Below are 21,996 nucleotides of genomic sequence, written 5' to 3'. Positions count from 1 at the left end.
ACGAACCTCTGCGTAAAGATGGGTGAGTACTGTTGATCGGTGTCAACTGTATTACAACCAATAGAATGAAGTCAACAATTGTATGGTCATCATTTGGTCGGTATTTACCCTAGTTGTTGTGATACAACGCCTCAAATTGGCTAGAATAGCCTTGTTTTTCTAATGTGGCATGATCAACAAGATCAATGCAGGTCATACAACAGAGACAATATGCAATCCTTCAATGACTTCACACCGGCCCATGATGGCGGGGCGATTTATCAACAGTTGGCTGACGAGATAGAGCGTCGAGTAACAGTCGGGCAGTTGAAGCCAGGCGAGCACCTTCCTCCGCAGCGGGAGTTCGCTCGAATACTGGGTGTCAACCTGACCACGATCACCCGCGCCTTCGCGACGCTACAAAGACGAGGAGTGGTTGCCAGTCGTCCCGGGCGCGGATCGGTGGTTACTGGCCTTGCGGAAGAGCTGGCATTTGTGTCGGCACCGGAGCGTGAGCCAGGTCTCATTGATTTGAGTGTCAACCGCCCAGCCACCACCGATTACCTTGAGGCATTGGCACGCTTTCTTCCAAAATTGCCGAAGGACCCGCGTTACGCCGACCTACAGGACTTTCATGCTCCCGAAGGCCCGTCCTGGGCGCGCGAGGCTGTGGCGACATGGTTAGAACCCGTATTAGGTGAACGAGATCCGGGACGAATCGTTATTGCGCAAGGAGCACAAAGCGCACTAAGTTCGGTGTTTGGCGCGATTGCTCGCCCAGGCGATGTGGTTTTGGCGGACGCGGTTACTTACCAAGGCATGACCGCGTTGTGTCGCACCCTCAATCTTGTCCTGCAACCGGTGGAAATGGATCAGGATGGTTTGCGTCCGGATGCATTGGAAAACGCATGCAATGAGCACCGGCCACGGGCGTTGTTCGTTGTACCTTGCCTGCAAAATCCAACCGCCATCACAATGACGTTGGAACGACGCGGCCACATTTCCGAAATTGCTAGACGCCACGATTTGTTAATCGTCGAGGACGACGTCTACCGTCCTCTTGTTTCAGATGCTCCACCGGCATTTGCTCGGATTTGTCCGGAGCGGACAGTCTACGTCACTGGAATGTCCAAAACTGTTGCGCCAGGTCTGCGCTTTGGCGTCGCCATCGCCCCGACGGCACTGGTTGGCGATATTGCCGCGATGCAGCGCGTGGCGTGCTGGAGTATTGCCCCACTGACAGCACTAGTTGCAACGCGTTTGATAGAGGATGGCACGCTGGACCAAATCGTCGCAGCCCAAACGGGCGAGCTAAGGGCCCGACAATTGCTCTTACAAGAAGCCCTTGCTGGCTTCGACTTCCAATCAGGAGAAGCATCCCCCCATGCTTGGATAAAGTTACCATCTCCTTGGCGCGCAAACGCGTTCGCTGCCGTGGCACGTACGCAAGGTGTAGCAGTAATGGCGGCCGAAGCATTTGCAATTGGACAGCATGCAGCACCACACGCTGTACGCGTAAACCTGGCCGCCGCTCGCTCTCGCAGTGACCTACAGCGCGCACTGGAAGTCCTGGTCCAAGTCATGAAAAGTGGCGAGCGGCATGTTCCAAGCCTCGTCTGAGAGCTCACGATGAATCATTCGGTCACCATTATTGGCGCCGGTGTCATTGGATTGGCCATCGCCTTGCGCCTGCAGGACGATGGTAGGCAGGTACTACTTATCGACCCCGCCGAACCGGGCAGCGGTGCGTCGTTTGGCAACGCCGGCACAATCGCAGGATACGGCTGTGTACCTGTGGGCACACCAGATGTTCTCCGAGCCCTGCCGCGCCTACTACTAGACAGTGACAGTCCGTTTTCGATGCCTATGGAGGCGTTACCATCGTTGATGCCATGGTTGTGGCGCTTCGTACGTGCATCAACTCCGAGTGCAGCAAATGCAAGTGCAAATACCTTGGCTACGCTATTGACCCAAGTCGGCCCGTCTTGGGATCGACGTTGGCGCGCGCTACGTTGCGAAGAGCTAATCCGTCGTGAAGGATGCCTCTACCTTTATCGCCAAGCACCATCACCCCGCGCCTTTGATTTCCGGCTGCGTGAGCGCCTTGGCATACATCAGCAACTACTTTCTCCCAATGAGGTTTCCACACTAGAACCGGCCGTCGCGCATCATTCGCGCCACGGCCTATTTTTCCCTGATGCCGTTCATATCACTTCACCCGCTAAGTTGATGCAACAAATGTATAGACAAGTCATGCGAGGCGGCGCATATCACCTGCGCGCAAAAGTGACTGGACTGAAGAAGGAGGGAAATGGTGCAGTTCTGGAAATCGCTTACGAAAATCGCCACGATTCAATACGCAGCGAAACTGTGATTATCGCGGCTGGTGCGCATTCCCGTGAACTGGCGCTGCAAGCTGGCGAACAGGTGCCTCTGGATACCGAACGCGGCTACCACGTCGAATATACCTTGGACAAGCTACCACTGCGACGTCCGATATGCCCAGTTGAACGGGGCTTCTACATAACGCCGATGGAAGGCCGCCTGCGTGTAGCAGGTACCGTTGAGCTCGGCGGTCTCGCCCGCCCCGCAAACCCTCGGCAATGGGCGCTACTTGACAGGGGTGCACGTGTACTATTCCCTGACCTACCCACAGTCACTTCTGAGTGGATGGGATTTCGGCCTTCGATGCCGGACTCTGTTCCAGTGATTGGACGTGCACGAGGTGTGCCTGCAGCCATCTTGGCCTTCGGGCACGGGCATCTGGGGCTCACCTTAGCAACTGTCACGGCCGACCTTGTAGCTGCTGAGGTTAGCGGCCGAGCCAATGCGCCCGCTGCTTGTTCACCTCAGCGTTTTAGCCATTGAGACTTTACAAGAAAGAGTGACATGGCTTACACCCACACTTTGGCAGGAAACATCCACCGCTTTGAGGATCTGAAGTCGCTATTGGCCAAGGCTACTCCGCAACGCTCAGGCGACCAGTTGGCTGGAATTGGCGCCGATTCAGAAGAACAACGCATGGCGGCAAAGTATGCGTTGGCCGACTTGCCACTCCAAACCTTCTTACACCAACCAGTCGTCCCTTACGAAGAGGACGAGGTAACACGATTGATCATCGATTCGCACGATGCGTCGGCTTTTACCAAGGTCGCTCACCTAACTGTGGGCGATTTTAGAGACTGGCTATTGTCCAATTCGACAACCGGCGAGATATTGAGTGCGCTGGCCCCTGGTCTGACTCCGGAGATGGTTGCCGCTGTCAGCAAGCTCATGCGTAACCAGGATCTGATTTTGGTAGCGCGTAAATGTCGCGTCATTACCCAGTTCCGAAACACTATCGGTTTACCGGGTCGACTTGCCGTACGGCTCCAGCCAAATCATCCAACCGACGACATCCGAGGTATTGCGGCGTCGATGCTGGACGGCCTCCTCTACGGCTGCGGTGATGCCATGATTGGAATAAACCCGGCCAGCGATAACATAAATGTGCTCACTTCACTGGTTGCGATGATGGCGGACGTGATTGAGCACTACGAGATCCCGACCCAAAGCTGTGTTCTGACGCATGTGACCAATACCTTGCGCATGATCGAGGCCGGTGCGCCGGTGGATCTGGTATTTCAGTCAGTAGCTGGCACCGAAAAAGCCAATGCCAGCTTCGGCATCAACCTCGCACTCTTGCGTGAGGCACACGACGCCGCGTTGTCTCTCAACCGCGGCACGGTGGGAAGCAACGTGATGTATTTCGAAACGGGGCAGGGTTCGGCTCTTTCGGCTGGCGCACATCACGGGGTCGACCAGCAGACTTGCGAAGCGCGCGGATACGCGGTGGCACGGGCGTTCAACCCTTTTTTAACTAATACCGTGGTGGGTTTTATTGGTCCAGAGTATCTATACGACGGTCGGCAAATCATTCGGGCAGGCCTGGAAGACCACTTCTGCGGCAAGCTACTCGGCCTTCCACTGGGGTGCGACGTCTGCTACACAAATCACGCCGAAACCGACTCTGATGACATGGACAGTCTTATGACACTGCTCGGCACTGCTGGTGTGAACTTTACGATGGGTGTTCCAGGCGCCGACGACATCATGCTCAACTACCAGAGCACATCGTTTCACGACGCGCTTTATCTACGCGAAGTTCTGGGCTTGCGTCATGCCCCAGAATTTGAAGACTGGCTGCAACGCATCGGCCTTCTGGACACTTCTGGAAGGCTACTCCCAGCAAAGCTGCGCCACCCACTCCTAGGCGGAATGCATGTCGCATCACCTTGATACGAAGGCCTATGAACAGCATTACCCCACCCGATCCATGGACTGAATTGCGCACGCATACCAATGCACGCATTGCGCTTGGTCGCAGCGGAGCAAGTCTTCCGACGACGGAGTTACTAAGGTTTGGCGTCGCGCATGCCCAAGCGCGCGACGCGGTACACCTACCGTTTGATGCCTGCGCCATTCAACAGAATCTGCTGGCAAACGGATTCGAGACGATCGAGGTTGAGAGCGCAGCAGTTGACCGCGCAACCTACCTGCGTCGACCCGACTTCGGGCGGAGGCTGTCGATGCGAAGTCGGGAACTGCTGACCTCGATCGAAACGTCCGCTTCCGATGTATTGTTTGTGGTTGGGGACGGCCTGTCATCAAAGGCTGTGCATCGCAATGCCCAGGCATTGTTGCTTGAACTGCGACCACGCATGGAAGTTGCCGGACTACGGATCGGACCGGTCGTACTGGCGCATCAGGCGCGCGTTGCGCTTGGCGACGAGATTGGCGAGCTGCTGCGCACCCGCCTTGTTGTAATGCTATTGGGTGAGCGTCCGGGACTCTCTTCGTCCGACAGTCTTGGCGCCTACCTGACCTGGACGCCACACGTCGGGCGCAGTGATGCTGAACGCAACTGCGTGTCGAACATCCGATCCGATGGGCTGGCTGTCACGGAAGCGGCAGCAAAAATTGCTTGGCTTATCACGGCAGCAAATCAACTTGAAGCGACGGGGGTGCGCCTTAAAGACGAGAGCGAAACAGCGTCAATCCCGGCACCAGTAGGACAAGCGCACATACTGCCGTCGTAATTGGAGGACGGCGTCCATTGGATATTCGTACTTTTGAAACGACCAGTCTCCAGCAACACCCACAATCAATTTTAGGCTCCAGATATCGGTCATTCGCCAGGTACTGGTCATCACACGACGGCCAGCTTGATAGGTTGGCTGCCAAAAAGTTGCCGGCCACTCCTAGGTTGCGCATGACTGCTATGGAGCGGGCAGATCGCAAGTCTCTATGACTGGATACGCTGAAGTTCTGCCGATATAAGTACTGCCTTGTAAAGCCGGTTTGGGCACGAAGTCGTCAGCGATGATTGACTGTTGTGAAGATAAGTGGCGTTAGGCATATCCACTGCGCCAAACCGGCCATTGGGGAATGACTGTTTGTGGTCGACTCCTGAATAGGCGCCAAATCGACCTTACCCAAAGCTGCCGTTCAAATCAGATTGCCAGATTGCTGACCTTGGCGAGTAGCGCCAGTGTGCCCTTAGCGGGTGTAGCACCACTCGAATTCAGCGCCCGTTAGTCGCCGCTCAAGTGCTCGCAAAGTGGCTAAAGCGTTTCGATTCCTTTGGTGTGGGCGAGCGTCAGCTCTTCTTTACCAAGGATGAAATCTTTGCTGTTGGTTAAGCGCTCAACAGCAAGATCAATAAAACAGCGCACCCTTGCCGGTTGCGCCGTCCGGCTGCCGTAGTACAAATAAAGACTATAAGCATCGCTGACGTGCTCTAGTAGCAGCGGCACCAGCCGACCAGACCGAATATGTGATGCCACGGTAGGTGCCGCGAATTGCGCGATGATGGTGCCGGTCATAGCGGTGCGCAATTCAAAATCTTCATCATTGGTGGAAAAGGCCGGAGTGACGTGCTGGTCCTGAATGGCCTCACCGACTTGCACGCGCCACGGAGCGATTCGGCCGTTGTTGCTGCTGCGAAATGCGCTGCAGCGATGCTTGCTCAAATCATGCAACTGCCGTGGCACACCGTGCTTGCGCAGATAGGCCGGACTGGCGCAAATGATCAATTGCAGCGGGAACAGTCTGCGAGCGATCAAGCCTTCCTGTGGCGCTTGTCCTAGGCGAAATCCTATATCAACGCGATCCTCAACCCAATTGCCAATGCGATCATCTAGCTGTACGTCCGGCTGAACATCGGGATACAGACGACTGTATTCATCGAGTACAGGGCCCAGTATGGGTTGGACTACCGTACGCGGTCCAACGATGCGCAGCGGACCGGATATGTCTTCGCGTGTCTGACGCACGCCCAACAGTGCTTGCTGTAGCCCCATCAGGGAAGGCTGCGCAGCCTCCAGAAACCGTTGCCCTTCCTCGGTCAACGACATGCTGCGCGTGGTTCTGTGGAACAAGCGCACGCCCAGATGGGTCTCCAGTTGGCCAAGCGCCTTGCTCGCCGCTTGCGGCGAAATCTGCTGAACTTCTGCAGCCTTGCTGAGGCTTCCCAGTTCGGCGGTGCGGACGAAAGTGGTGATGGAGCGCAACTCGTTGATCATGCGTTATTCCCCTGATTTTCATCATCTGGTTGTAAGTTAATCCGCATTTTGACATCTAGTCAGATGTTTATCAGCTGCCTACAGTTCACCCCATTGGCAAACAGCCCGTTTGCATCCCACCCAACAAAGGACAATCCAATGGACAACTTCAGCTTTTACAACCCAACCAAGGTCGAATTCGGCAAGGGCAAGGAACAACTGATTGGCGCAATCCTCTCTGCGCATGGCATCAAGAAAGTGCTGCTGACGTACGGCAGCGAGCGCATCAAGAACGACGGGCTGTTCGCCAGCATCGCGAAGAGCCTCAACAAAGAAGGCATCGCCTTCGTCGAATGCGGCGGAATTGTCAGCAATCCGGTGATCTCCAAGGTGCGCGAGGCGATCCTCCTGGCGCGCGAACAAAAAGTGGAAGCCGTGTTGAGTGTGGGCGGAGGCTCTGTGCTCGACAGCTCCAAAGCCATTGCCGCTGGCACCCTATATCAGGGCGAGGTGTGGGACTTGTTTATCGGAAAGGGTCAGATCGAAACTGCATTGCCCGTCTTTGCGATTCTCACACTGGCAGCCACAGGCAGCGAGATGAATTCGGGCGCAGTCGTCACAAACGAAGCGACCAAAGAAAAGTTTGCGATCAACTCGGTGCATACCTTCCCCAAGGTCTCGATCGTCAATCCGGCACTGATGCAGACCGTTTCGCGGGACTACCTCGTGTATTCCGCCGCAGATATCATCGCCCATTCGATCGAGGGCTACTTCACCGCCACGGTGCAGCCGAAGATCCAGTCCCGTCTGATCGAGTCCGTCATTACTACGGTGATGGAGACAACGAATGCGCTGTTGGCAAATCCAGCCGACTACGACGCCCGCGCTGAGTTCGCCTGGGCCGCGACGTTGGCGCTTAACGGCATTACCTATGCCGGAACGGCAGGCTTTAGCTACCCCAACCACATGATTGAACACTCGCTTTCCGCACTGTTCAACGTCCCGCATGGTGCTGGTCTTTCTGTAGTGATGCCGGCCTGGATGAAGTGGTACCACGGACGCAACGCGGCACAGTTCGACCGCTTTGCACAGCAAATCTTCGGACTTGCAACGGCAGAGCAGGGCATCGCCGCGCTGGAGAAGTGGTTCGACAAGATCGGCACGCCCACGCGACTGTCCCAACTGCGCATCACCGAAGCAGATTTGCCGGCCATCCTCGACAACCTGCGCGGCAATGCGCAGTGGTTCGGCCTGGCCGAGACCTACACGCCCGAAGTGCTGACCGAAATTTTGAAACGCGCCCTGTGATTGCAACGCAATCACCCGATTGAATTGACAGGGACAAATCATCGTGACCCGCATCCTGATCCTCGGCGCCAACGGCCAGTTGGCGCGCCACACCATTCCCGTCTTTTTGCAGCGGGAATCAGTGGAGCTCACCCTTTACTTGCGCCGCGCCAAACGAATCACCAACCCGGACCCGAAGCGCGTCAGGGTCATTGAAGGCGACGTGCTGGATCGCAGCGCGCTCGAAGCTGCCATGCGCGGACAGGACGTGGTTTACGTCAACCTCGCCGGTGACATGACGACGCTGGCGCGCACCATCATTACGGCGATGGGAGTGGTGGGTCTCAAACGCCTGATCTTCATCAGCTCAATGGGTATTTATGGCGAGGTGCCGGGTGAACGCTACCGAAGCGTGTTGGATCCATACCGCGATGCAGCGGCCTTGATCGAAGCCTCCGATTTGGACTACACCATTCTGCGCCCCGGCTGGTTTACCCACGATGCGGCGGCGGATTACCAGCTCACGCAAAAAGGTGAACCATTCAAAGGACATGACGTTTCTCTGAACAGTCTTTCGGATTTGATTGTGAAGCTCTCTTTGTCGCCTGCGCTCGAAGTGCGTCGCAGTTTAGGAGTCAGTAGCGTATGAAAAACAAAAACGGTACACAGCAGGCCGCGATTCTCGCCATCATCGTTACAAGCTATTTGATGCTGGTGGTGGACATTTCCATCGTGCTGACTGGGTTGCCCAACATCCACGCAGAACTGGGTTTCTCCCACGCCGAGCTGTCATGGGTACAAAACGCCTATACGCTTACCTTTGGTGGCTTTCTCTTGCTGGGCGCACGCGCCGGGGACATCTTGGGGCGCAGGCGCATGTTCATTGCCGGTTTGGCGATTTTCACGGCAGCGTCGATGGGAATCGGTCTGGCTCAGTCACCCACTTGGCTGTTGCTAGGTCGCGCAATACAAGGTGTGGGTGCTGCAATTCTTGCGCCTTCTACCCTGGCATTGCTGTCGGTTCACTTTGCTGAAGGCCCCTCTCGCACCCGCGCCATGTCGATGTACGCCGCGGCCGCTGGCGTGGGAGCGAGCCTTGGCCTGGTGCTAGGTGGCCTGGTGGCTGAAATGATTTCCTGGCGCGTGGGTTTCTTCATCAATTTGCCCATTGGCATTGCGTTAATTGTGGGCGCCAAGCGGTACCTGGTAGAGACGCCCTTGAAATCGGGCAAGCTGGATATTGCTGCGGCCATGAGCTCCACCTTGGGAATGGGGGCACTCGTGTTTGGCATCGTGCGATCGGCAGAATTTGGCTGGACTGCACCTGCTACGTGGGTATCTGCAGCAGTCGGTCTGGCACTGTTGGTGCACTTCCTGATTCATGAGTCGCGTGCGCTGCAACCGATTCTTCCACTGCATCTGTTCACCAACCGGGAGCGTAACGCAGCTTACGCAGCGCGCTTGCTGTTTCTGGGCGGCATGGTTGGGTTCTGGTTCTTCACCACGCAGTTTTTGCAGGAAGTCATGCTGTACAAGCCGTTGCACGCAGGCCTTGCGTTTCTGCCAACCACGATCCCGAACTTTTTGGCGGCCATCTGGGTACCACGCCTCAGTCGAAGGTTTGGCAATGCAAGGTTGCTTGCGTTTGGCCTGCTGCTCTGCATCGGAGGCATGGCCTGGCTTGCCGGATTGACGAATCTTTCCGCCTATTTCCCCGACATCGCCTTGCCCATGCTCTTGCTGGGTGTTGGGCAGGGCTTTGTGCTGGCGCCGCTCACCGTTTCTGCCGTGCAGGGTGTTGCCAGCGAAGATGCGGGTGCAGCCTCCGGTGTTGTCAACGTGGCGCACCAGTTAGGCAACTCGCTGGGCCTGAGCATCCTGGTCGTGGTATTTGCGTTCGGGGGCGCTATCACTCCGGGTGCTATGGCAGCACTGGCACAGCACATTTCACACGCCCTCACGGCCAGCGCCGTGATGTTGGGTGCTGCATTGGCCCTGGTACTGATGTTCATTGTCCGGCCACGACGGGAAGTCCTGTCGGTGGCGGGATCGGCAAATTAAGGAGTCACATTATGTTGAAGAGAAAATTGGGTACATCCGGGCTCGAGGTCTCAGCCTTGGGCTTAGGCTGCATGGGGCTTGGTGGCGTGTATGGTCCGGCAACGGAAAAGACGGCGGCCATTGAATTGATCCGCACCGCCTTTGATGCGGGCGTGAACTTCTTTGACACTGCTGAAGCCTATGGGCCGTTCACAAATGAACGTCTGTTGGGTGAAGCCCTGGCACCCGTTCGTGATGAGGTGGTCATTGCCACCAAGTTCGGCTTTGCCATCGATATGGAGACGGGCGAGCGCAGAGGCGGTGTGAACAGCCGGCCCGAACATATCAAGGCCGTTGCCGAAGCCTCGCTCAGCCGTCTGGGCATCGAGTCCATTGATCTCTTCTATCAACACCGGGTCGACCCGGCCGTGCCGATTGAAGAGGTCGCCGGCGCGGTGAAGGAGTTGATTCAGGCAGGCAAGGTGAAACACTTTGGTCTCTCGGAAGCATCGGCGCAAACCATTCGCCGTGCCCATGCAGTTCAGCCGGTTGCCGCAGTTCAGAGTGAATATTCGCTTTGGTGGCGTGGACCGGAGGCGCAGATTCTTCCCACGTTGGAAGAACTGGGCATCGGCTTCGTACCGTTCAGTCCGCTGGGTGCTGGGTTCCTGACGGGCAAGATTGATGCAGCAACCTCCTTTGACAGCACAGATTTCAGGACACATGTGCCGCGCTTTGCACCGGATGCCTTGAAGGCCAACATGGCGCTGGTCGAAATGGTGCGTGCAGTGGCGGCACGCAAAGGCGCGACACCGGCACAGATTGCATTGGCTTGGCTGTTGGCACAAAAGCCGTGGATTGTTCCCATCCCGGGAACCACCAATTTGCATCGCTTGCAGGAAAACCTGGAGGCGGTCTCCATTGAGCTGACGGCCTCTGACCTGAAGGAAATCGATGTGGCCCTTTCCAACATGGCACTGGAGGGCGCACGCCTGCCAGAAGCGGTGTTGAAGATGACCGGTCTCTGATTTGGCAAATTTTTTTCACTTGCGCAAGTCAGCGCAGAAACTTCCAACCTACCCACGCCACATGAAGGACTACCAAAATGAATATGAAAATTAGCCGTAATGGCAGCAAGCCATCCGTCAAAGGACCTGAATCGTATTTCACGGGCTCAGTCCGAATTGACAGCCTATTTCAAGCCGAAGGAATTGGGCGCGCAGGCGGAGCCATCGTCACCTTCGAGCCCGGCGCGCGCACCCATTGGCATACCCACCCGGCAGGGCAATCCCTGGTCATCCTGTCCGGTCTGGGCTGGACCCAATGTGAGGGGGGGCCGCGCACTGAAATTCGAGCCGGCGATGTTGTGTGGTGCCCCTGTCAGAAGCGCCACTGGCACGGTGCTTCACTGACCACGGCCATGTCGCATGTTGCCATCACCGAGATCATCGAGGGCAAAAACGTCGAGTGGATGGAGCCAGTTACCGACGAGCAGTACCTAGCTGGACCTCTATTTACTGACTGATGAGCGAACGTTGGTGAATACTGGCAACTGGTCGGCACCTGAAATTGAGGTTCCTGGCCGGTCAGTCATGAAACTGACATTGAAATCACCGTTCCGGACTGCAGTCATCGGGGAGGGGCGGATGTGTGCCCATTGCGGTCAAAGAAATACACGAAATTACATCCGGAGACCTGCCGTTGTACCAGTCTGATTCGATCTGGACGCCACTATCGACAAGTGCAACCGGTTGAACACGGAAGCGGCTGAAGAAGGCTGCAAACGCACCTATTAAATTGAGGCTGCTAGCAACCTTTGTGCAGCCGTTGATGGCTATTGGCCGGTGTCAGATCGGCGAGTTCACAGCCTAAAACGTTCGCAATTGCCATCATTGCCCATTAGGTGAACTAATAGGACTCATCGCAATTGCGATAACTACTCCTGCAGAAGATCCATAGCATTTGCATTGTCATTTGTTCGTCTTCCACACCCCCAAGGAGCAGCGTATGCATTCTCGTATTTCCACTTTCGCAACCGTATCGGCGTTGTCCATGTCGGCCGTGCTGTGCGTGCACGCACAAACCACCACCACCTTGGACAAGGTGAAGGCAAGCGGCACCATTGCCGTGGGATATCGCGAGTCTTCCATTCCCTTTGCATATTTGGACGATAAGGCACAGCCTACCGGGTTCGGATGGGAAATCTGCGGCAGGATTGTGGAGGAAGTGCGCAAGGTAACTGAACGCAGCGATCTGAAGCTGGCCCCGCAACCGGTCACTCCGGCCAACCGCATTCCCTTGCTGACCAACGGCACCATTGATATCGAATGCGGATCGACGACCAACAACAGCGAGCGTCAAAAACAGGTCGCCTTTGCCACCAACTACTTCTACACTGGCACGCGTCTGATCATCAAGACTGGTGCGCCCTTCAAATCCCTGGATGACTTGAAAGGGAAGCCTGTTGTCTCCACTACCGGGACCACCAACTTTCGCGTCATCCGCAATCTGAACGAAGAAAAAAAACTTGGCATTGATCTGTTGGCCGCAAAGGATCACGCCGAATCCTTGTTGATGGTTCAAACGGGTCGGGCACAGGCGTTCGCCATGGATGACATCCTGCTATATGGACTCAAAGCCAGCGCCGCAAACCCGGCTGATTTTGAAGTGGTGGGCGATGCGCTGCAGGTGGAGCCTTACGCCATCATGCTGCGTAAAGACGACCCCGCCTTTAAGAAGCTGGTGGACACCACCATTGCGAACCTCGTCAAAAGCGGCGAATTCACCAAACTCTACAAGAAGTGGTTTCAGTCGCCCATTCCCCCCAAGGGGATCAACCTGAATGCACCCATGAGCCGGGAACTGCAGGAAAACCTGAAGAACCTGTCTGACAAGCCTGCCGCCTGACGATGGACGCCAACCTTCTTTCGCAAACACCCATGGACTCCGAATTGATTCCCGGCCTGATTGGTGTACTCGGTGGCATGGGCCCCATGGCGACCGTGGACTTCATGCAGAAGGTGCTCCAAGCAACACCTTCCGCCACGGATCAGGACCACATTCCAATGGTGGTGAGCTCGATTCCCCAAATCCCGGACAGGACTGCCGCGTTTCGCGGAGATGGTCAATCACCACTTCGCGCCATGATTGCCAGTGGACTGCGTTTGTCCCGAGCCGGTGCCGGGCTGATTGTGGTTCCTTGCAATACCGCACATCTGTGGTATTCCGAACTGCAGAGCGCAGTGGGGTTGCCCATGCTGCATCTGGTGGATGCCGCGTTGCAGGACGCCGTGGCCAGAGCGGGAGAAGGTGTGACGGTAGGACTTCTGTGCACCGACGCGACGCTGGCCTCAGGGCTCTATGTGAACCGGACTCAGTATCTGGCAAGCGCTACTAGCGTGCAGTGGGCCCTGCCCACTGCCGGTGAAATGTTGGAGTCCGTGATGCCAGGCATAGAAGCCGTGAAATCGGGCGCGCTAGATGTGGGCCGCAAGCATTTGCTGACAGCCGCCAACGCACTGTTCAGACGCGGGGCACAGGTACTGGTTCTGGGCTGCACGGAAATACCGCTGGTGCTTGATGACAGCAATGCGCCTGCGCCGGTAGTGGATGCCACTGCGTCTCTGGCTCGTCGAACCGTTGCCTGGTCGCTTTCGCAGCGTGCCGTGCCCACTGTCTGAAGACAGTCAGGCCCAGGAGAAACCATGCGTCTGCGTACGAAACTGCTGATCGCCCCTGCCTTGAGCACCGTGCTGCTGATCGTCTTGCTGGGTGCCTCGCTCTGGGCACTCAGCGTATTCCGTGAACGTAGCCGCACCTCAGAAGTGGCCATGATGGGGCGGTACACAGAAGTCCTGAAGATGCGATCCACCTTGAATGATGCGCATATAGACCTGTATCGAACCATGGCGGTCATCAATGCTTTGGGCAGCAAAAGAATCCAGGCGATTCGCACCCAGCGAGAGACGCTGCTGCACCGTATAGCCACGGGCAAGGAGGGCAAGGAGGGCAAGGAGGGCAAGGAGGGCAAGGAGGGCAAGGAGGGCAAGGAGGGCAAGGACCAAGCGGTGGACGCGTTGCTTGCCCAGACCATTGAACACCAGGTGCAGGCCTATGCACATTCGGGTGACCGGGCCATCGAACTATCGACCGAATCTCCCAATGACGAGGCTATGAAGAACGCCGATCAGGATTTCATGTCCCTGAACCAGACCTTGAACCAAGTCATGGAGCAGGTGCAACGACAAACCGATCTGCAAAGCAAGGAACTCGCTTCAGATGCGCAAAAGCAATCCGCACTTCTGATCGTGTTAGGACTGCTTGCAGTAGGTGCCTGTGTCGCGTTCTCCTGGGTAACCCAACAGCGCATTACTCGCCAGATCGGGCAGGTTATCCATACCACCCAGCGCGTTGCGGACGGGCAATTAGACATCCAGATTCGTACCCAGGAAAGTGATGAGATAGGTCATATGGTGAATGCACTGAGTCATATGGTTGCGCGGTTGAGGGCCTCCATGGAAGCCGTTCAATGGGCCTCAGAATCCATCCTTTCCACGGCCAGTGAAATCGCCACCGGCAATCTCGACCTGAGCCTACGTACAGAAACGACGGCAACCCAACTTCAACAAGCCAGCACAGACCTGGAGCAACTCTCTACCGTCATCCACCGATCGGCCGAAGCCGCGGTGCAGACCAATAATTCGGCCGATAACGCGGCGAAAGTGGCCTCACGTGGTGGTGTTGTCGTGAGATCTGTCGTGCAAACCATGCAGGCCATCAACGAGAGTTCCCAGAAAATCTCCGCCATTATTGGCGTCATCGACGGCATTGCCTTTCAGACCAACATTCTGGCGTTGAACGCCGCCGTCGAGGCAGCCAGAGCGGGCGAGCACGGACGCGGCTTTGCCGTTGTAGCGTCCGAGGTGCGGGGACTCGCGCAGCGCTGCGCAGAGGCTGCCAAGGAAATAAAGAGCCTGATCCAAGCGTCGGTAATCAGCGTGAATGCTGGCGCGGATCAGGTCCACAACGCAGGGCGCACCATGAACGAGATGGTGGGTTCCGTCAACAATGTCGCGCATCTCGTCGGTCAGATCACCATTGCCGCCACTGCGCAGTCCCTAGGCACGACCAGGTTGGAAACCGCCATGCGGCACCTGGACCACATGACGCAGCAGAACGCGGCCCTGGTGGAGCAAAGTGCCGCTGCCGCTCAGGCCATGCGCGATCAGGCCGACCGGCTCTCGCAGGTCGTAGGTCAATTCAAGTTGTAACCCAGGGGTCTTCATGTCTTTTTCCACATTCCCACCCGTCTCATGAATCCGAAACCACACCAAGATACCGTGTTCCGTCAGGAACGTAATCGTCTCGGCGGAAAGCAATTTCCAAGTCGCGTCGTGGGGGGTATGCAAATCCGCCCTGCGGAGGCTCCTCCATATGCCAACCATGTCGGGGGTCGTAAATGATGCAGCCGTGGTACTGGCAGATATTCCTGCAAGACAACGGCTCAGGACAAACGTACCTGCGATGGCTTCTGTCTGCGTGGGCCTGGACCCTGTCCGTTGCGTTGCTCGCCCTGTTGCTGGCGCTGGCCAGCGGGATTTTGGTGGGCATTTTGCGCACCACGCCCTCACGCGCCCTGGTTACTGTAGGCAATGTGTGGACCGAACTATTCCGCAACGTACCGCTTTTGGTACAAATTTTTGTGTGGTACCACGTCGTGCCATCCGTGTTTCCCAGTCTGAGGGCGGTCCCTGGCTTTCTGTTGGTGGTTACGGCATTGGGATTTTTTACATCGGCGCGGGTTGCAGAACAAGTCAAGGCGGGTATCCAAGCCATTCCTACCGGTCAGCGTTACGCCGGGCTGGCCATGGGCTTAACGTTGGTGCAAACCTACCGTTACGTGTTGCTACCTACGGCCATACGCATTGTCATTCCACCACTGACCAGCGAAGCGATGAACATCATCAAGAACTCTTCGGTGGCGTTTGCAGTAGGTATCTCGGAGCTGACTATGTTTGCCATCCAGGCCCAAGAAGAAACCGCGCGTGGTATTGAAATCTACCTTGCCGTCACCGGTCTGTATTTCATATCCGCGTTTGCCATCAATCGCATGGCCCTGGTGTTGGAGAACCGGATCAGTGTGGCACATCGACGTGGAGCTTCCCTATGAACTTCGACTTTTCATTCTTGAACGGGACGGTCGTCTCCAACTTCATCGCCAAGGGATTGTTCTTTTCATTGCAGCTGACTCTGATCTCCATGGTGTGCGGCATCCTGCTGGGTACCGCGCTGGCACTGATGCGGTTGTCCGACACCAAGGGGTTGCGTCTCGCGGCGTCAGCCTATGTCAATACGTTGCGCTCCATCCCGCTGGTCATGGTCATTTTGTGGTTCTTTCTGCTTATGCCCTTGCTATTGGGTCGGCCCATCGGAGCCGAAATGTCCGCCATCATCACCTTCTCAATATTTGAAGCGGCGTATTACGCCGAAATCATGCGCTCTGGCATCCAGTCTGTTCCCAAGGGACAAATGTATGCGGGCTATGCCATGGGTATGACATATGGACAGTGCATGCAGTTGGTGGTTCTGCCCCAGGCGTTTCGCAACATGTTGCCAGTCCTGTTGACACAAACCATCGTGCTTTTTCAAGACACCTCGCTGGTGTATAGCGTTGGCGCGTACGACCTATTGAAGGGATTCGAAATAGTTGGGCGTAACTACAACCGCCCAGTTGAAACCTACGTGGTGGCCGCCGCGAGCTACTTCCTGATCTGCTTCAGCTTGTCGATGCTGGTGCGTCGATTACAGAAAAAAATCCAAATCATTCGTTGAGGAGTCCCAAGATGATCAAAATCCAGAACGTTTCCAAATGGTACGGTGGCTTTCAGGTACTGAGCGACTGCACTACACAGGTTGCCGCTGGCGAGGTGGTTGTAGTGTGTGGTCCTTCCGGCTCGGGAAAGTCCACGCTGATCAAGACCGTCAATGCACTGGAGCCCGTTCAAAGTGGCGACATTGTGGTGGACGGAATCAGCCTGAGAGCACCCCACACCAATCTGCCAAAGCTACGCTCACGCGTTGGCATGGTATTTCAGCACTTTGAACTGTTTCCCCACTTGACGGTGACCGACAACCTGACACTCGCACAAGTCAAAGTTCTCAACCGCAGCGCGGGAGATGCCCGTGCGCGGGGATTGAAGATGCTGGATCGCGTCGGCTTGTCTCAGCACAAAGACAAGTTTCCAGGGCAACTCTCGGGAGGGCAACAGCAACGCGTGGCCATTGCAAGGTCTCTCAGCATGGACCCGATGGTGATGCTTTTTGACGAGCCCACTTCGGCACTGGATCCGGAGATGGTGGGAGAGGTTTTGGACGTCATGGTCTCACTTGCCAAAGAGGGGATGACGATGATGGTGGTTACGCATGAAATGGGGTTTGCCAAGAAGGTTAGCCACCGCGTGATCTTCATGGACGGAGGAAAGATTGTGGAGGATTGCCAAACCCGCTCTTTCTTCGGAGATACCGGATCACGCCCTCCACGCGCCCAGGATTTCCTATCCAAGATCCTGCAGCACTGAACGCAGCCACCCCGCATGGGCCCCACGCGTATCTGTGGACAGGGCCTCTCACGAGTCTTTGGTCGTCACGAAACGCAGGGCTTTCAGGAAGTCCGTTACTGGGCGCGGCGACCGTATGCCCAGCGGTAACAGTGCCCGAATTTCTACCGGTACTTCAGGTAACAAATCGCGCACATGGAGACGCGCATTCCGACTCGCCTGGGCTGTGAAGGAGTCAATGATCGCTGGACCAAATCCTTCCTCGGCCAACACCATTGCAATGTGATGGGTCTGGACGGTGATGTCCGCGTGAGGTGCCAGCCCCAGACGTGCCCATTGATCAGCCAGCATGGCGCCCAGCGGATCCCTTTCATCGATGCAGATGAAGCGACCGCGCAGCACGTCCTCCAGCGCCACGGTATTGCGTCCGTCCGCGCCCGGACTGCCGACCCGCGACACACACACCAAGCGCCCGACGGCAACGGATTCTTCGTGCACGGCAGGGTGGGGAAGGCTACCGTACACCACGCCGACATCCCCTTCCTGGAGGGCGATGGCCTGGGCAATTTCATTTGAATGCATCGTACGGATCGAAACCTGCATGTCCGGGTAACGTGCACGAAATCGCTGTAACGCGTCAGGGAGGGCGCGTACCGCCAAAGATGGAACAATCAAAATTCTCAAATGATTGCCTTCCCCCTTACCGAGGGCCTTGCTCATGCGCCGCACCGACTCCAGCTGCGACATGAGCCTTTGCACCTCGGGGTACATGGATTGTGCTTCACGCGTAGGAATGAGCCGATTGGACTGGCGTGTAAACAGCGCGTATCCCAATTGCAGCTCTGCATGCTGCAGTGTCTGGGTAACGGCGGACTGCGTGACATGCAGAAGCCGTGCCGCCGCACTAACTGTGCCAGTTAGCATGATCGCGTTGAAAACTTCGATGTGTTTAATGCGCATACGGGTGAACTACTGGAACGGGCACATGATACAAGTAGTAGCCGTGCCACACCACCATGCGGCTTGCGGCGGTTGCAGCCACCGGCGCGTCTCGGATTGTAGGTTAGGCCAAGAAGCAGGTTGATGTCGCGGCCGAAGCGAATGGCGATTGGCCCAGTTCTTGACTACTATGAAGAAAGTCGTATCCATTTGGGGGAGAATATGCGAGCCAACCGACCGGATTCCCGTAATAACGCATTGCGTTTGCGGTCCCTGTGCATTGATCTTCAATAATTTGCGTTCTGAATCGGGAATGGGTGACGAAATTGACTACCTGTTACCAACCATTGATGAGTGGCTGCTGGTGGTCGTCATGCGACGTACAACTATCGATTTGAATTGGCTGGTTACGGCCATTCGCCTTAACGCTTTACTGTCACTTCTCCCGCAGGCAAGGTTAACACAATCGATACTGATTTCATTAGCTGCATTGCCACCATGTATAGACAATGGATACACAGCCAGGCGTAAGATTGATTCGCTAAAGTATTCATTTCCTCATCTATTTTTCTCGGAGTTGTATGTCGCTATACCAAAAGAACCTATCGTTCATCCAAAAAGCAGGTCAAGCTGCTCACAATGCAGCTGAGGCCTTCGGGCAGACGGTGCGCGCGCAAGGTGAGGCGCTCGTTGCCAACCTGAGTAGTCAGCCGTTTGGTACGGAGTCGGATCAGGTGATCGAGCGATTCAAGTTACTCTCCAGCCTGAGCCAAGGCCTTGTCGCAGTGGAGTCCCAGCTTCAGAAGCTCTTTGCTCTGGCCAATGAACTGGCTGATCCTGTAGAAGACGTGATCGTTCTGCGGGATGTCGCCAAGCGTGGGGCGATTTCCAACGCTGCAGCAGTAGATGTCAAGGCTGCCAAGAAAGTAAAGGCATCGAAGAAGACTGGACGCAAGGCTGCTGCTCCCGGCGCCCTCACCGCAAACGACAGCAAGCTTCTGTCTTATCTGCAAGGTGTCTTAAAAGCAGACGTAGGTACGGCTGTCACTGGTGCTGCGTTGGCAGCTGGCGCCAAGCTTCCATTGGGCTCAGTGGGCATATCGCTGAAGAGAGTTCTAGCCACTGGCGCCGTCAAATTGGTAGGCCGTGGAACTTACCAACTGGGCGAAAGCGCTGCAAACGCCGCGAATTCGGAAGAACCTGTAAACGATGTGAAAGCGGTAGCCAAGGAGGCAAAGCCTGCCAAGAAAGAAAAAGCAGTAAGAACGCCTGCGAAACCCAAGGTGTCCCGCAAGGCCAAAGCAGCGCCGAAAAAAAGCAAGGTGGCAGAACAAGCTGCAGTGACGCATACGGGCGAAGAGGCCAATGCTCCGCTGTAAAATAAGCGGATTTGTCCGGTCGTCGACGAGGGGCCTGTGGGCCCCTTCTGTCTGGACATTTCCAGAAACGTGTATCTCATCACTGCACGATGGTCGTCATATGCAATGTGGAGCATTGCTTTTCACCTACCAATGATGTTCCTGCATAGGAAATAAGGAGCAAGAGTTATAGTGGCTGCAAAAATCGGGCTGCCTGGTTGCAACCACTAGAGAGTGCCAGCTTCGTGCCCATCTAGGCCTCTTGGTGTGGAATGCCCTACCACAATCGAATAAACGATCTGCATCCTTTTTGAGCACAAGCCGCAAACGCTGTAGGCATGCGGGTTCGCTGAGGTTATTCAAGAGTTTCCCACAGACCCACCCACAGTTCTTGGGGACGGATCCAGCCAAATGCACGGGTCCATATATGGCACCCGCGTGTACTCCACTCGGCTGGCATCCGATACCATAGGGAAAATTCAGGTAACGAAACGATGGCCAAAGCGACACATTCTGCAGAATACCTGTTGAATCAACTCGGCGAGCTCAGTCACGAATTGAGCAGCAGGTCGCTGCAGGGGCAAGGCTATTTTGATAAGCCACTGTAAATTGTCAATAACGTGATGGGCTTTCACGTTGGCGTCTTGTACAAGATTGCCAATGCCATTGAAAACGACCTGATACTGGAAGTGGTGGGCGTCTGCAGTTCAGAGCACCAGCGCCCGGATTTAGAAGAGGGCAGCAAGATATGCCTGGATATCAACAATCCCCCGGCGGAATTCATCAACGAGGTCATGGCCTTTAAACGTCGGAGTGTGTCGGCCGTCAATGTTCCAGGCTGGGGATGCGATATCGTTGGATCGATCTACATGCCCGAGAGTCTGGGCCATGGATACCTTCTGGCAGGTGACTTTTTTGGGGAAGAGTCTGACATTCAGACATACGAAGTGCGCGCTTGTGAAGTCATGTGCAACATGCTCAGTGCCGTACTCATGAAAGCACAATTCGAGAAATTGGCAAGCATAGATGGCTTAACCGGACTGATGAACAGCCGCGCCATACGGGAGGCATTTGAGAAAGCGTTTCAGCGCCAGAAGCGCAAGAATTCTGGCCTGGGAGCTGTTGTTCTGGCTGACATTGACTTTTTCAAGAAAATCAATGACCAGTACGGTCACATCCAGGGTGATTCTGTCTTGCAGGAGGTGGGAATGCTGTTTGACTCATTCACACGCAAGCATCTTGACGTGGCTGGCCGCTATGGCGGTGAGGAGTTCTTGCTGATTTATGAGGATTCCGATGCGCGGCAAGTCTTGAGCATTGTTGAGAGACTGCGGCAATCTATTGCAGGACACCCGTTTAAGAAGATTGGGCCCAGCGGTAACCCGATCCATGGTGAGTCCTTGCCTGTCACGATGTCTTTTGGCGTTGCCCGGCTTCAATACGACGGCGTCACGAGCAGCAAGGAGTTGCTGGCAATAGCCGATGCAGCACTCTATCAATCCAAGGAAGATGGTCGCAATCGGGTCACCCTGGGCCAGGCCCTTGCCAGTGCCAACTAATGCACAATTCCCTTGTAAAAGAAGAATCCATACGCTCCCAGCAACCCTATTCCGAAGATTCGCGGCACTCGTTTGAGGAAGGCCACGGTCAAGAAGTGCGGCACGCCCGCACCCAGGATGACGTAAATGCCCGTTTGGAACATGCCAGGGGTGTGAATCGAATTGAATACTGCAAATATGCCAATGCACATCGGAACGCAGATATGTGCATCACCAATTTGTGAACTCAGAACGATGTCTTGTCGACCCCGGCGCGCATAGTACACGGCAATCAGTGCATTGGGCAAAACCATCAGCAGGCCGCTAATCCAGCCAAGATTCGAAAAGCCGACGTACCGACTCCCTGCCCCGGACAGGGCGGATAGATAAACGCGAGTCGTCTAGCTCCACCAGTTTGAGCTTGCGGTTTGCGGGCGGACTATAGAAAATCCACATTCCGTACCATTATTGATGGATTTGGCAAGTTGCAGCGGCACGCGATCCGCTGGCGGACGTTTGGCCTCCCTACACCTGCGCACCGTCAGATTGGCCTCGGTGTACAGGTGGTACATGCGCTTGTGGTTAACGCCGGAGAATTCTGGGCGCAGCAGGTCGTGGATTCGCCGGTAACCAAAGCGCCGACGTATCTGGGCGATCTCAATGATCTTGCTGCTCAGTGCCAGCCTGACCTGGTCTGCTTCTGGCAGGTGCGATAGCTGTCGCGGGAGAGCCCCAGAAGGTGGCATGCGCGGAGCTC

20 protein-coding genes are annotated in these 21,996 nt (G+C 55.8%); 17 read left to right on the top strand and 3 right to left on the bottom strand.

Annotation, left to right across the window (positions count from 1 at the left end; all coding sequences use genetic code 11):
- Window positions 1-210 precede the first annotated feature (210 nt).
- Genes AAGF34_RS05115 through eutC form a run of 4 tightly spaced genes read left to right on the top strand, consistent with a single transcriptional unit; the run spans window position 211 to window position 5,057 of the window.
- Complete coding sequence (locus AAGF34_RS05115; RefSeq protein ID WP_342619546.1) at window positions 211-1,599, top strand: PLP-dependent aminotransferase family protein; 1,389 nt, start codon at window positions 211-213, stop codon at window positions 1,597-1,599.
- A gap of 9 nt (window positions 1,600-1,608) precedes the next feature.
- Complete coding sequence (locus tag AAGF34_RS05110; protein ID WP_342619545.1) at window positions 1,609-2,847, top strand: FAD-dependent oxidoreductase; 1,239 nt, start codon at window positions 1,609-1,611, stop codon at window positions 2,845-2,847.
- Window positions 2,848-2,868: 21 nt separating this feature from the next.
- A complete protein-coding gene (locus tag AAGF34_RS05105) occupies window positions 2,869-4,257 on the top strand; it encodes an ethanolamine ammonia-lyase subunit EutB (RefSeq protein ID WP_342619544.1) in 1,389 nt (462 codons plus the stop codon).
- An 11-nt stretch (window positions 4,258-4,268) separates the two neighbouring features.
- Window positions 4,269-5,057 (top strand): ethanolamine ammonia-lyase subunit EutC, encoded by a 789-nt coding sequence (gene eutC, locus AAGF34_RS05100; RefSeq protein WP_342619543.1) that lies wholly within the window; start codon window positions 4,269-4,271, stop codon window positions 5,055-5,057.
- 525 nt (window positions 5,058-5,582) lie between these two features.
- Here eutC and AAGF34_RS05095 read toward each other — a convergent pair.
- Complete coding sequence (locus tag AAGF34_RS05095) at window positions 5,583-6,542, bottom strand: LysR family transcriptional regulator (protein ID WP_342619542.1); 960 nt, start codon at window positions 6,540-6,542, stop codon at window positions 5,583-5,585.
- Window positions 6,543-6,680: 138 nt separating this feature from the next.
- Between AAGF34_RS05095 and AAGF34_RS05090 the strand changes: the two genes are divergently transcribed.
- From AAGF34_RS05090 to AAGF34_RS05040, 11 genes are all read left to right on the top strand, one after another.
- Complete coding sequence (locus AAGF34_RS05090; RefSeq protein WP_342619541.1) at window positions 6,681-7,829, top strand: iron-containing alcohol dehydrogenase; 1,149 nt, start codon at window positions 6,681-6,683, stop codon at window positions 7,827-7,829.
- A gap of 43 nt (window positions 7,830-7,872) precedes the next feature.
- Window positions 7,873-8,457 carry an NAD(P)H-binding protein gene (locus AAGF34_RS05085; RefSeq protein WP_342619540.1) on the top strand — a complete coding sequence of 195 codons (585 nt, stop codon included), beginning with the start codon at window positions 7,873-7,875 and terminating at the stop codon, window positions 8,455-8,457.
- On the top strand, window positions 8,454-9,869 hold the full coding sequence (locus AAGF34_RS05080) for an MFS transporter (RefSeq protein WP_342619539.1): 1,416 nt from the start codon (window positions 8,454-8,456) through the stop codon (window positions 9,867-9,869). Before AAGF34_RS05085 ends, AAGF34_RS05080 begins: the two co-directional genes overlap by 4 nt.
- 11 nt (window positions 9,870-9,880) lie before the next feature.
- Window positions 9,881-10,876: an aldo/keto reductase gene (locus tag AAGF34_RS05075; RefSeq protein ID WP_342619538.1), complete on the top strand. Its 996-nt coding sequence runs from the start codon at window positions 9,881-9,883 to the stop codon at window positions 10,874-10,876.
- Between the two features lie 83 nt (window positions 10,877-10,959).
- Window positions 10,960-11,373, top strand: a complete 414-nt coding sequence (locus tag AAGF34_RS05070; protein ID WP_342621036.1) for a cupin domain-containing protein — start codon at window positions 10,960-10,962, stop codon at window positions 11,371-11,373.
- Between the two features lie 482 nt (window positions 11,374-11,855).
- A complete protein-coding gene (locus AAGF34_RS05065) occupies window positions 11,856-12,755 on the top strand; it encodes an amino acid ABC transporter substrate-binding protein (protein WP_342619537.1) in 900 nt (299 codons plus the stop codon).
- Window positions 12,756-12,787: 32 nt separating this feature from the next.
- Window positions 12,788-13,528 (top strand): amino acid racemase, encoded by a 741-nt coding sequence (locus tag AAGF34_RS05060; RefSeq protein ID WP_342619536.1) that lies wholly within the window; start codon window positions 12,788-12,790, stop codon window positions 13,526-13,528.
- Window positions 13,529-13,552: 24 nt separating this feature from the next.
- Entirely contained in the window at window positions 13,553-15,118 is a 1,566-nt protein-coding gene (locus AAGF34_RS05055) for a methyl-accepting chemotaxis protein (protein ID WP_342619535.1), read from the top strand.
- A gap of 188 nt (window positions 15,119-15,306) precedes the next feature.
- Complete coding sequence (locus AAGF34_RS05050) at window positions 15,307-16,017, top strand: amino acid ABC transporter permease (RefSeq protein ID WP_342619534.1); 711 nt, start codon at window positions 15,307-15,309, stop codon at window positions 16,015-16,017.
- Window positions 16,014-16,679, top strand: a complete 666-nt coding sequence (locus tag AAGF34_RS05045) for an amino acid ABC transporter permease (protein WP_342619533.1) — start codon at window positions 16,014-16,016, stop codon at window positions 16,677-16,679. The genes AAGF34_RS05050 and AAGF34_RS05045 overlap by 4 nt, the downstream gene beginning before the upstream one ends.
- Window positions 16,680-16,690: 11 nt before the next feature.
- Window positions 16,691-17,425, top strand: coding sequence for an amino acid ABC transporter ATP-binding protein (locus tag AAGF34_RS05040; protein WP_342619532.1), 735 nt, complete (start codon window positions 16,691-16,693; stop codon window positions 17,423-17,425).
- A gap of 48 nt (window positions 17,426-17,473) precedes the next feature.
- On the opposite strand, the gene AAGF34_RS05035 is transcribed toward AAGF34_RS05040, so the two are convergent.
- Window positions 17,474-18,364: a LysR family transcriptional regulator gene (locus AAGF34_RS05035; RefSeq protein ID WP_342619531.1), complete on the bottom strand. Its 891-nt coding sequence runs from the start codon at window positions 18,362-18,364 to the stop codon at window positions 17,474-17,476.
- Between the two features lie 560 nt (window positions 18,365-18,924).
- Here AAGF34_RS05035 and AAGF34_RS05030 point away from each other — a divergent pair.
- Window positions 18,925-19,722 (top strand): hypothetical protein, encoded by a 798-nt coding sequence (locus AAGF34_RS05030; RefSeq protein WP_342619530.1) that lies wholly within the window; start codon window positions 18,925-18,927, stop codon window positions 19,720-19,722.
- Window positions 19,723-20,345: 623 nt separating this feature from the next.
- Window positions 20,346-21,260 (top strand): GGDEF domain-containing protein, encoded by a 915-nt coding sequence (locus AAGF34_RS05025; RefSeq protein ID WP_342619529.1) that lies wholly within the window; start codon window positions 20,346-20,348, stop codon window positions 21,258-21,260.
- Here the strand turns inward: AAGF34_RS05025 and AAGF34_RS05020 are convergent.
- Window positions 21,257-21,553 (bottom strand): hypothetical protein, encoded by a 297-nt coding sequence (locus AAGF34_RS05020; RefSeq protein ID WP_342619528.1) that lies wholly within the window; start codon window positions 21,551-21,553, stop codon window positions 21,257-21,259. The genes AAGF34_RS05025 and AAGF34_RS05020 overlap by 4 nt on opposite strands.
- Window positions 21,554-21,996: the final 443 nt, after the last annotated feature.

It is taken from the genome of Rhodoferax sp. GW822-FHT02A01 (assembly GCF_038784515.1).
In the GTDB taxonomy this organism is placed as follows: domain Bacteria; phylum Pseudomonadota; class Gammaproteobacteria; order Burkholderiales; family Burkholderiaceae_C; genus Allorhodoferax.
This window is presented reverse-complemented; position numbering and strand designations above follow the sequence as displayed.

Bases quoted from the DNA above. Each gene is read 5' to 3' on its own strand.
- AAGF34_RS05045 (WP_342619533.1), top strand. From the start codon at position 16,014: ATGAACTTCGACTTTTCATTCTTGAACGGGACGGTCGTCTCCAACTTC.
- AAGF34_RS05040 (WP_342619532.1), top strand. From the start codon at position 16,691: ATGATCAAAATCCAGAACGTTTCCAAATGGTACGGTGGCTTTCAGGTA.
- AAGF34_RS05105 (WP_342619544.1), top strand. From the start codon at position 2,869: ATGGCTTACACCCACACTTTGGCAGGAAACATCCACCGCTTTGAGGAT.
- AAGF34_RS05020 (WP_342619528.1), bottom strand. From the start codon at position 21,553: ATGGTTTTGCCCAATGCACTGATTGCCGTGTACTATGCGCGCCGGGGT.
- AAGF34_RS05035 (WP_342619531.1), bottom strand. From the start codon at position 18,364: ATGCGCATTAAACACATCGAAGTTTTCAACGCGATCATGCTAACTGGC.
- eutC (WP_342619543.1), top strand. From the start codon at position 4,269: ATGAACAGCATTACCCCACCCGATCCATGGACTGAATTGCGCACGCAT.
- AAGF34_RS05110 (WP_342619545.1), top strand. From the start codon at position 1,609: ATGAATCATTCGGTCACCATTATTGGCGCCGGTGTCATTGGATTGGCC.
- AAGF34_RS05055 (WP_342619535.1), top strand. From the start codon at position 13,553: ATGCGTCTGCGTACGAAACTGCTGATCGCCCCTGCCTTGAGCACCGTG.
- AAGF34_RS05095 (WP_342619542.1), bottom strand. From the start codon at position 6,542: ATGATCAACGAGTTGCGCTCCATCACCACTTTCGTCCGCACCGCCGAA.
- AAGF34_RS05090 (WP_342619541.1), top strand. From the start codon at position 6,681: ATGGACAACTTCAGCTTTTACAACCCAACCAAGGTCGAATTCGGCAAG.
- AAGF34_RS05030 (WP_342619530.1), top strand. From the start codon at position 18,925: ATGTCGCTATACCAAAAGAACCTATCGTTCATCCAAAAAGCAGGTCAA.
- AAGF34_RS05075 (WP_342619538.1), top strand. From the start codon at position 9,881: ATGTTGAAGAGAAAATTGGGTACATCCGGGCTCGAGGTCTCAGCCTTG.
- AAGF34_RS05070 (WP_342621036.1), top strand. From the start codon at position 10,960: ATGAAAATTAGCCGTAATGGCAGCAAGCCATCCGTCAAAGGACCTGAA.
- AAGF34_RS05080 (WP_342619539.1), top strand. From the start codon at position 8,454: ATGAAAAACAAAAACGGTACACAGCAGGCCGCGATTCTCGCCATCATC.
- AAGF34_RS05050 (WP_342619534.1), top strand. From the start codon at position 15,307: ATGATGCAGCCGTGGTACTGGCAGATATTCCTGCAAGACAACGGCTCA.
- AAGF34_RS05060 (WP_342619536.1), top strand. From the start codon at position 12,788: ATGGACTCCGAATTGATTCCCGGCCTGATTGGTGTACTCGGTGGCATG.
- AAGF34_RS05115 (WP_342619546.1), top strand. From the start codon at position 211: ATGCAATCCTTCAATGACTTCACACCGGCCCATGATGGCGGGGCGATT.
- AAGF34_RS05065 (WP_342619537.1), top strand. From the start codon at position 11,856: ATGCATTCTCGTATTTCCACTTTCGCAACCGTATCGGCGTTGTCCATG.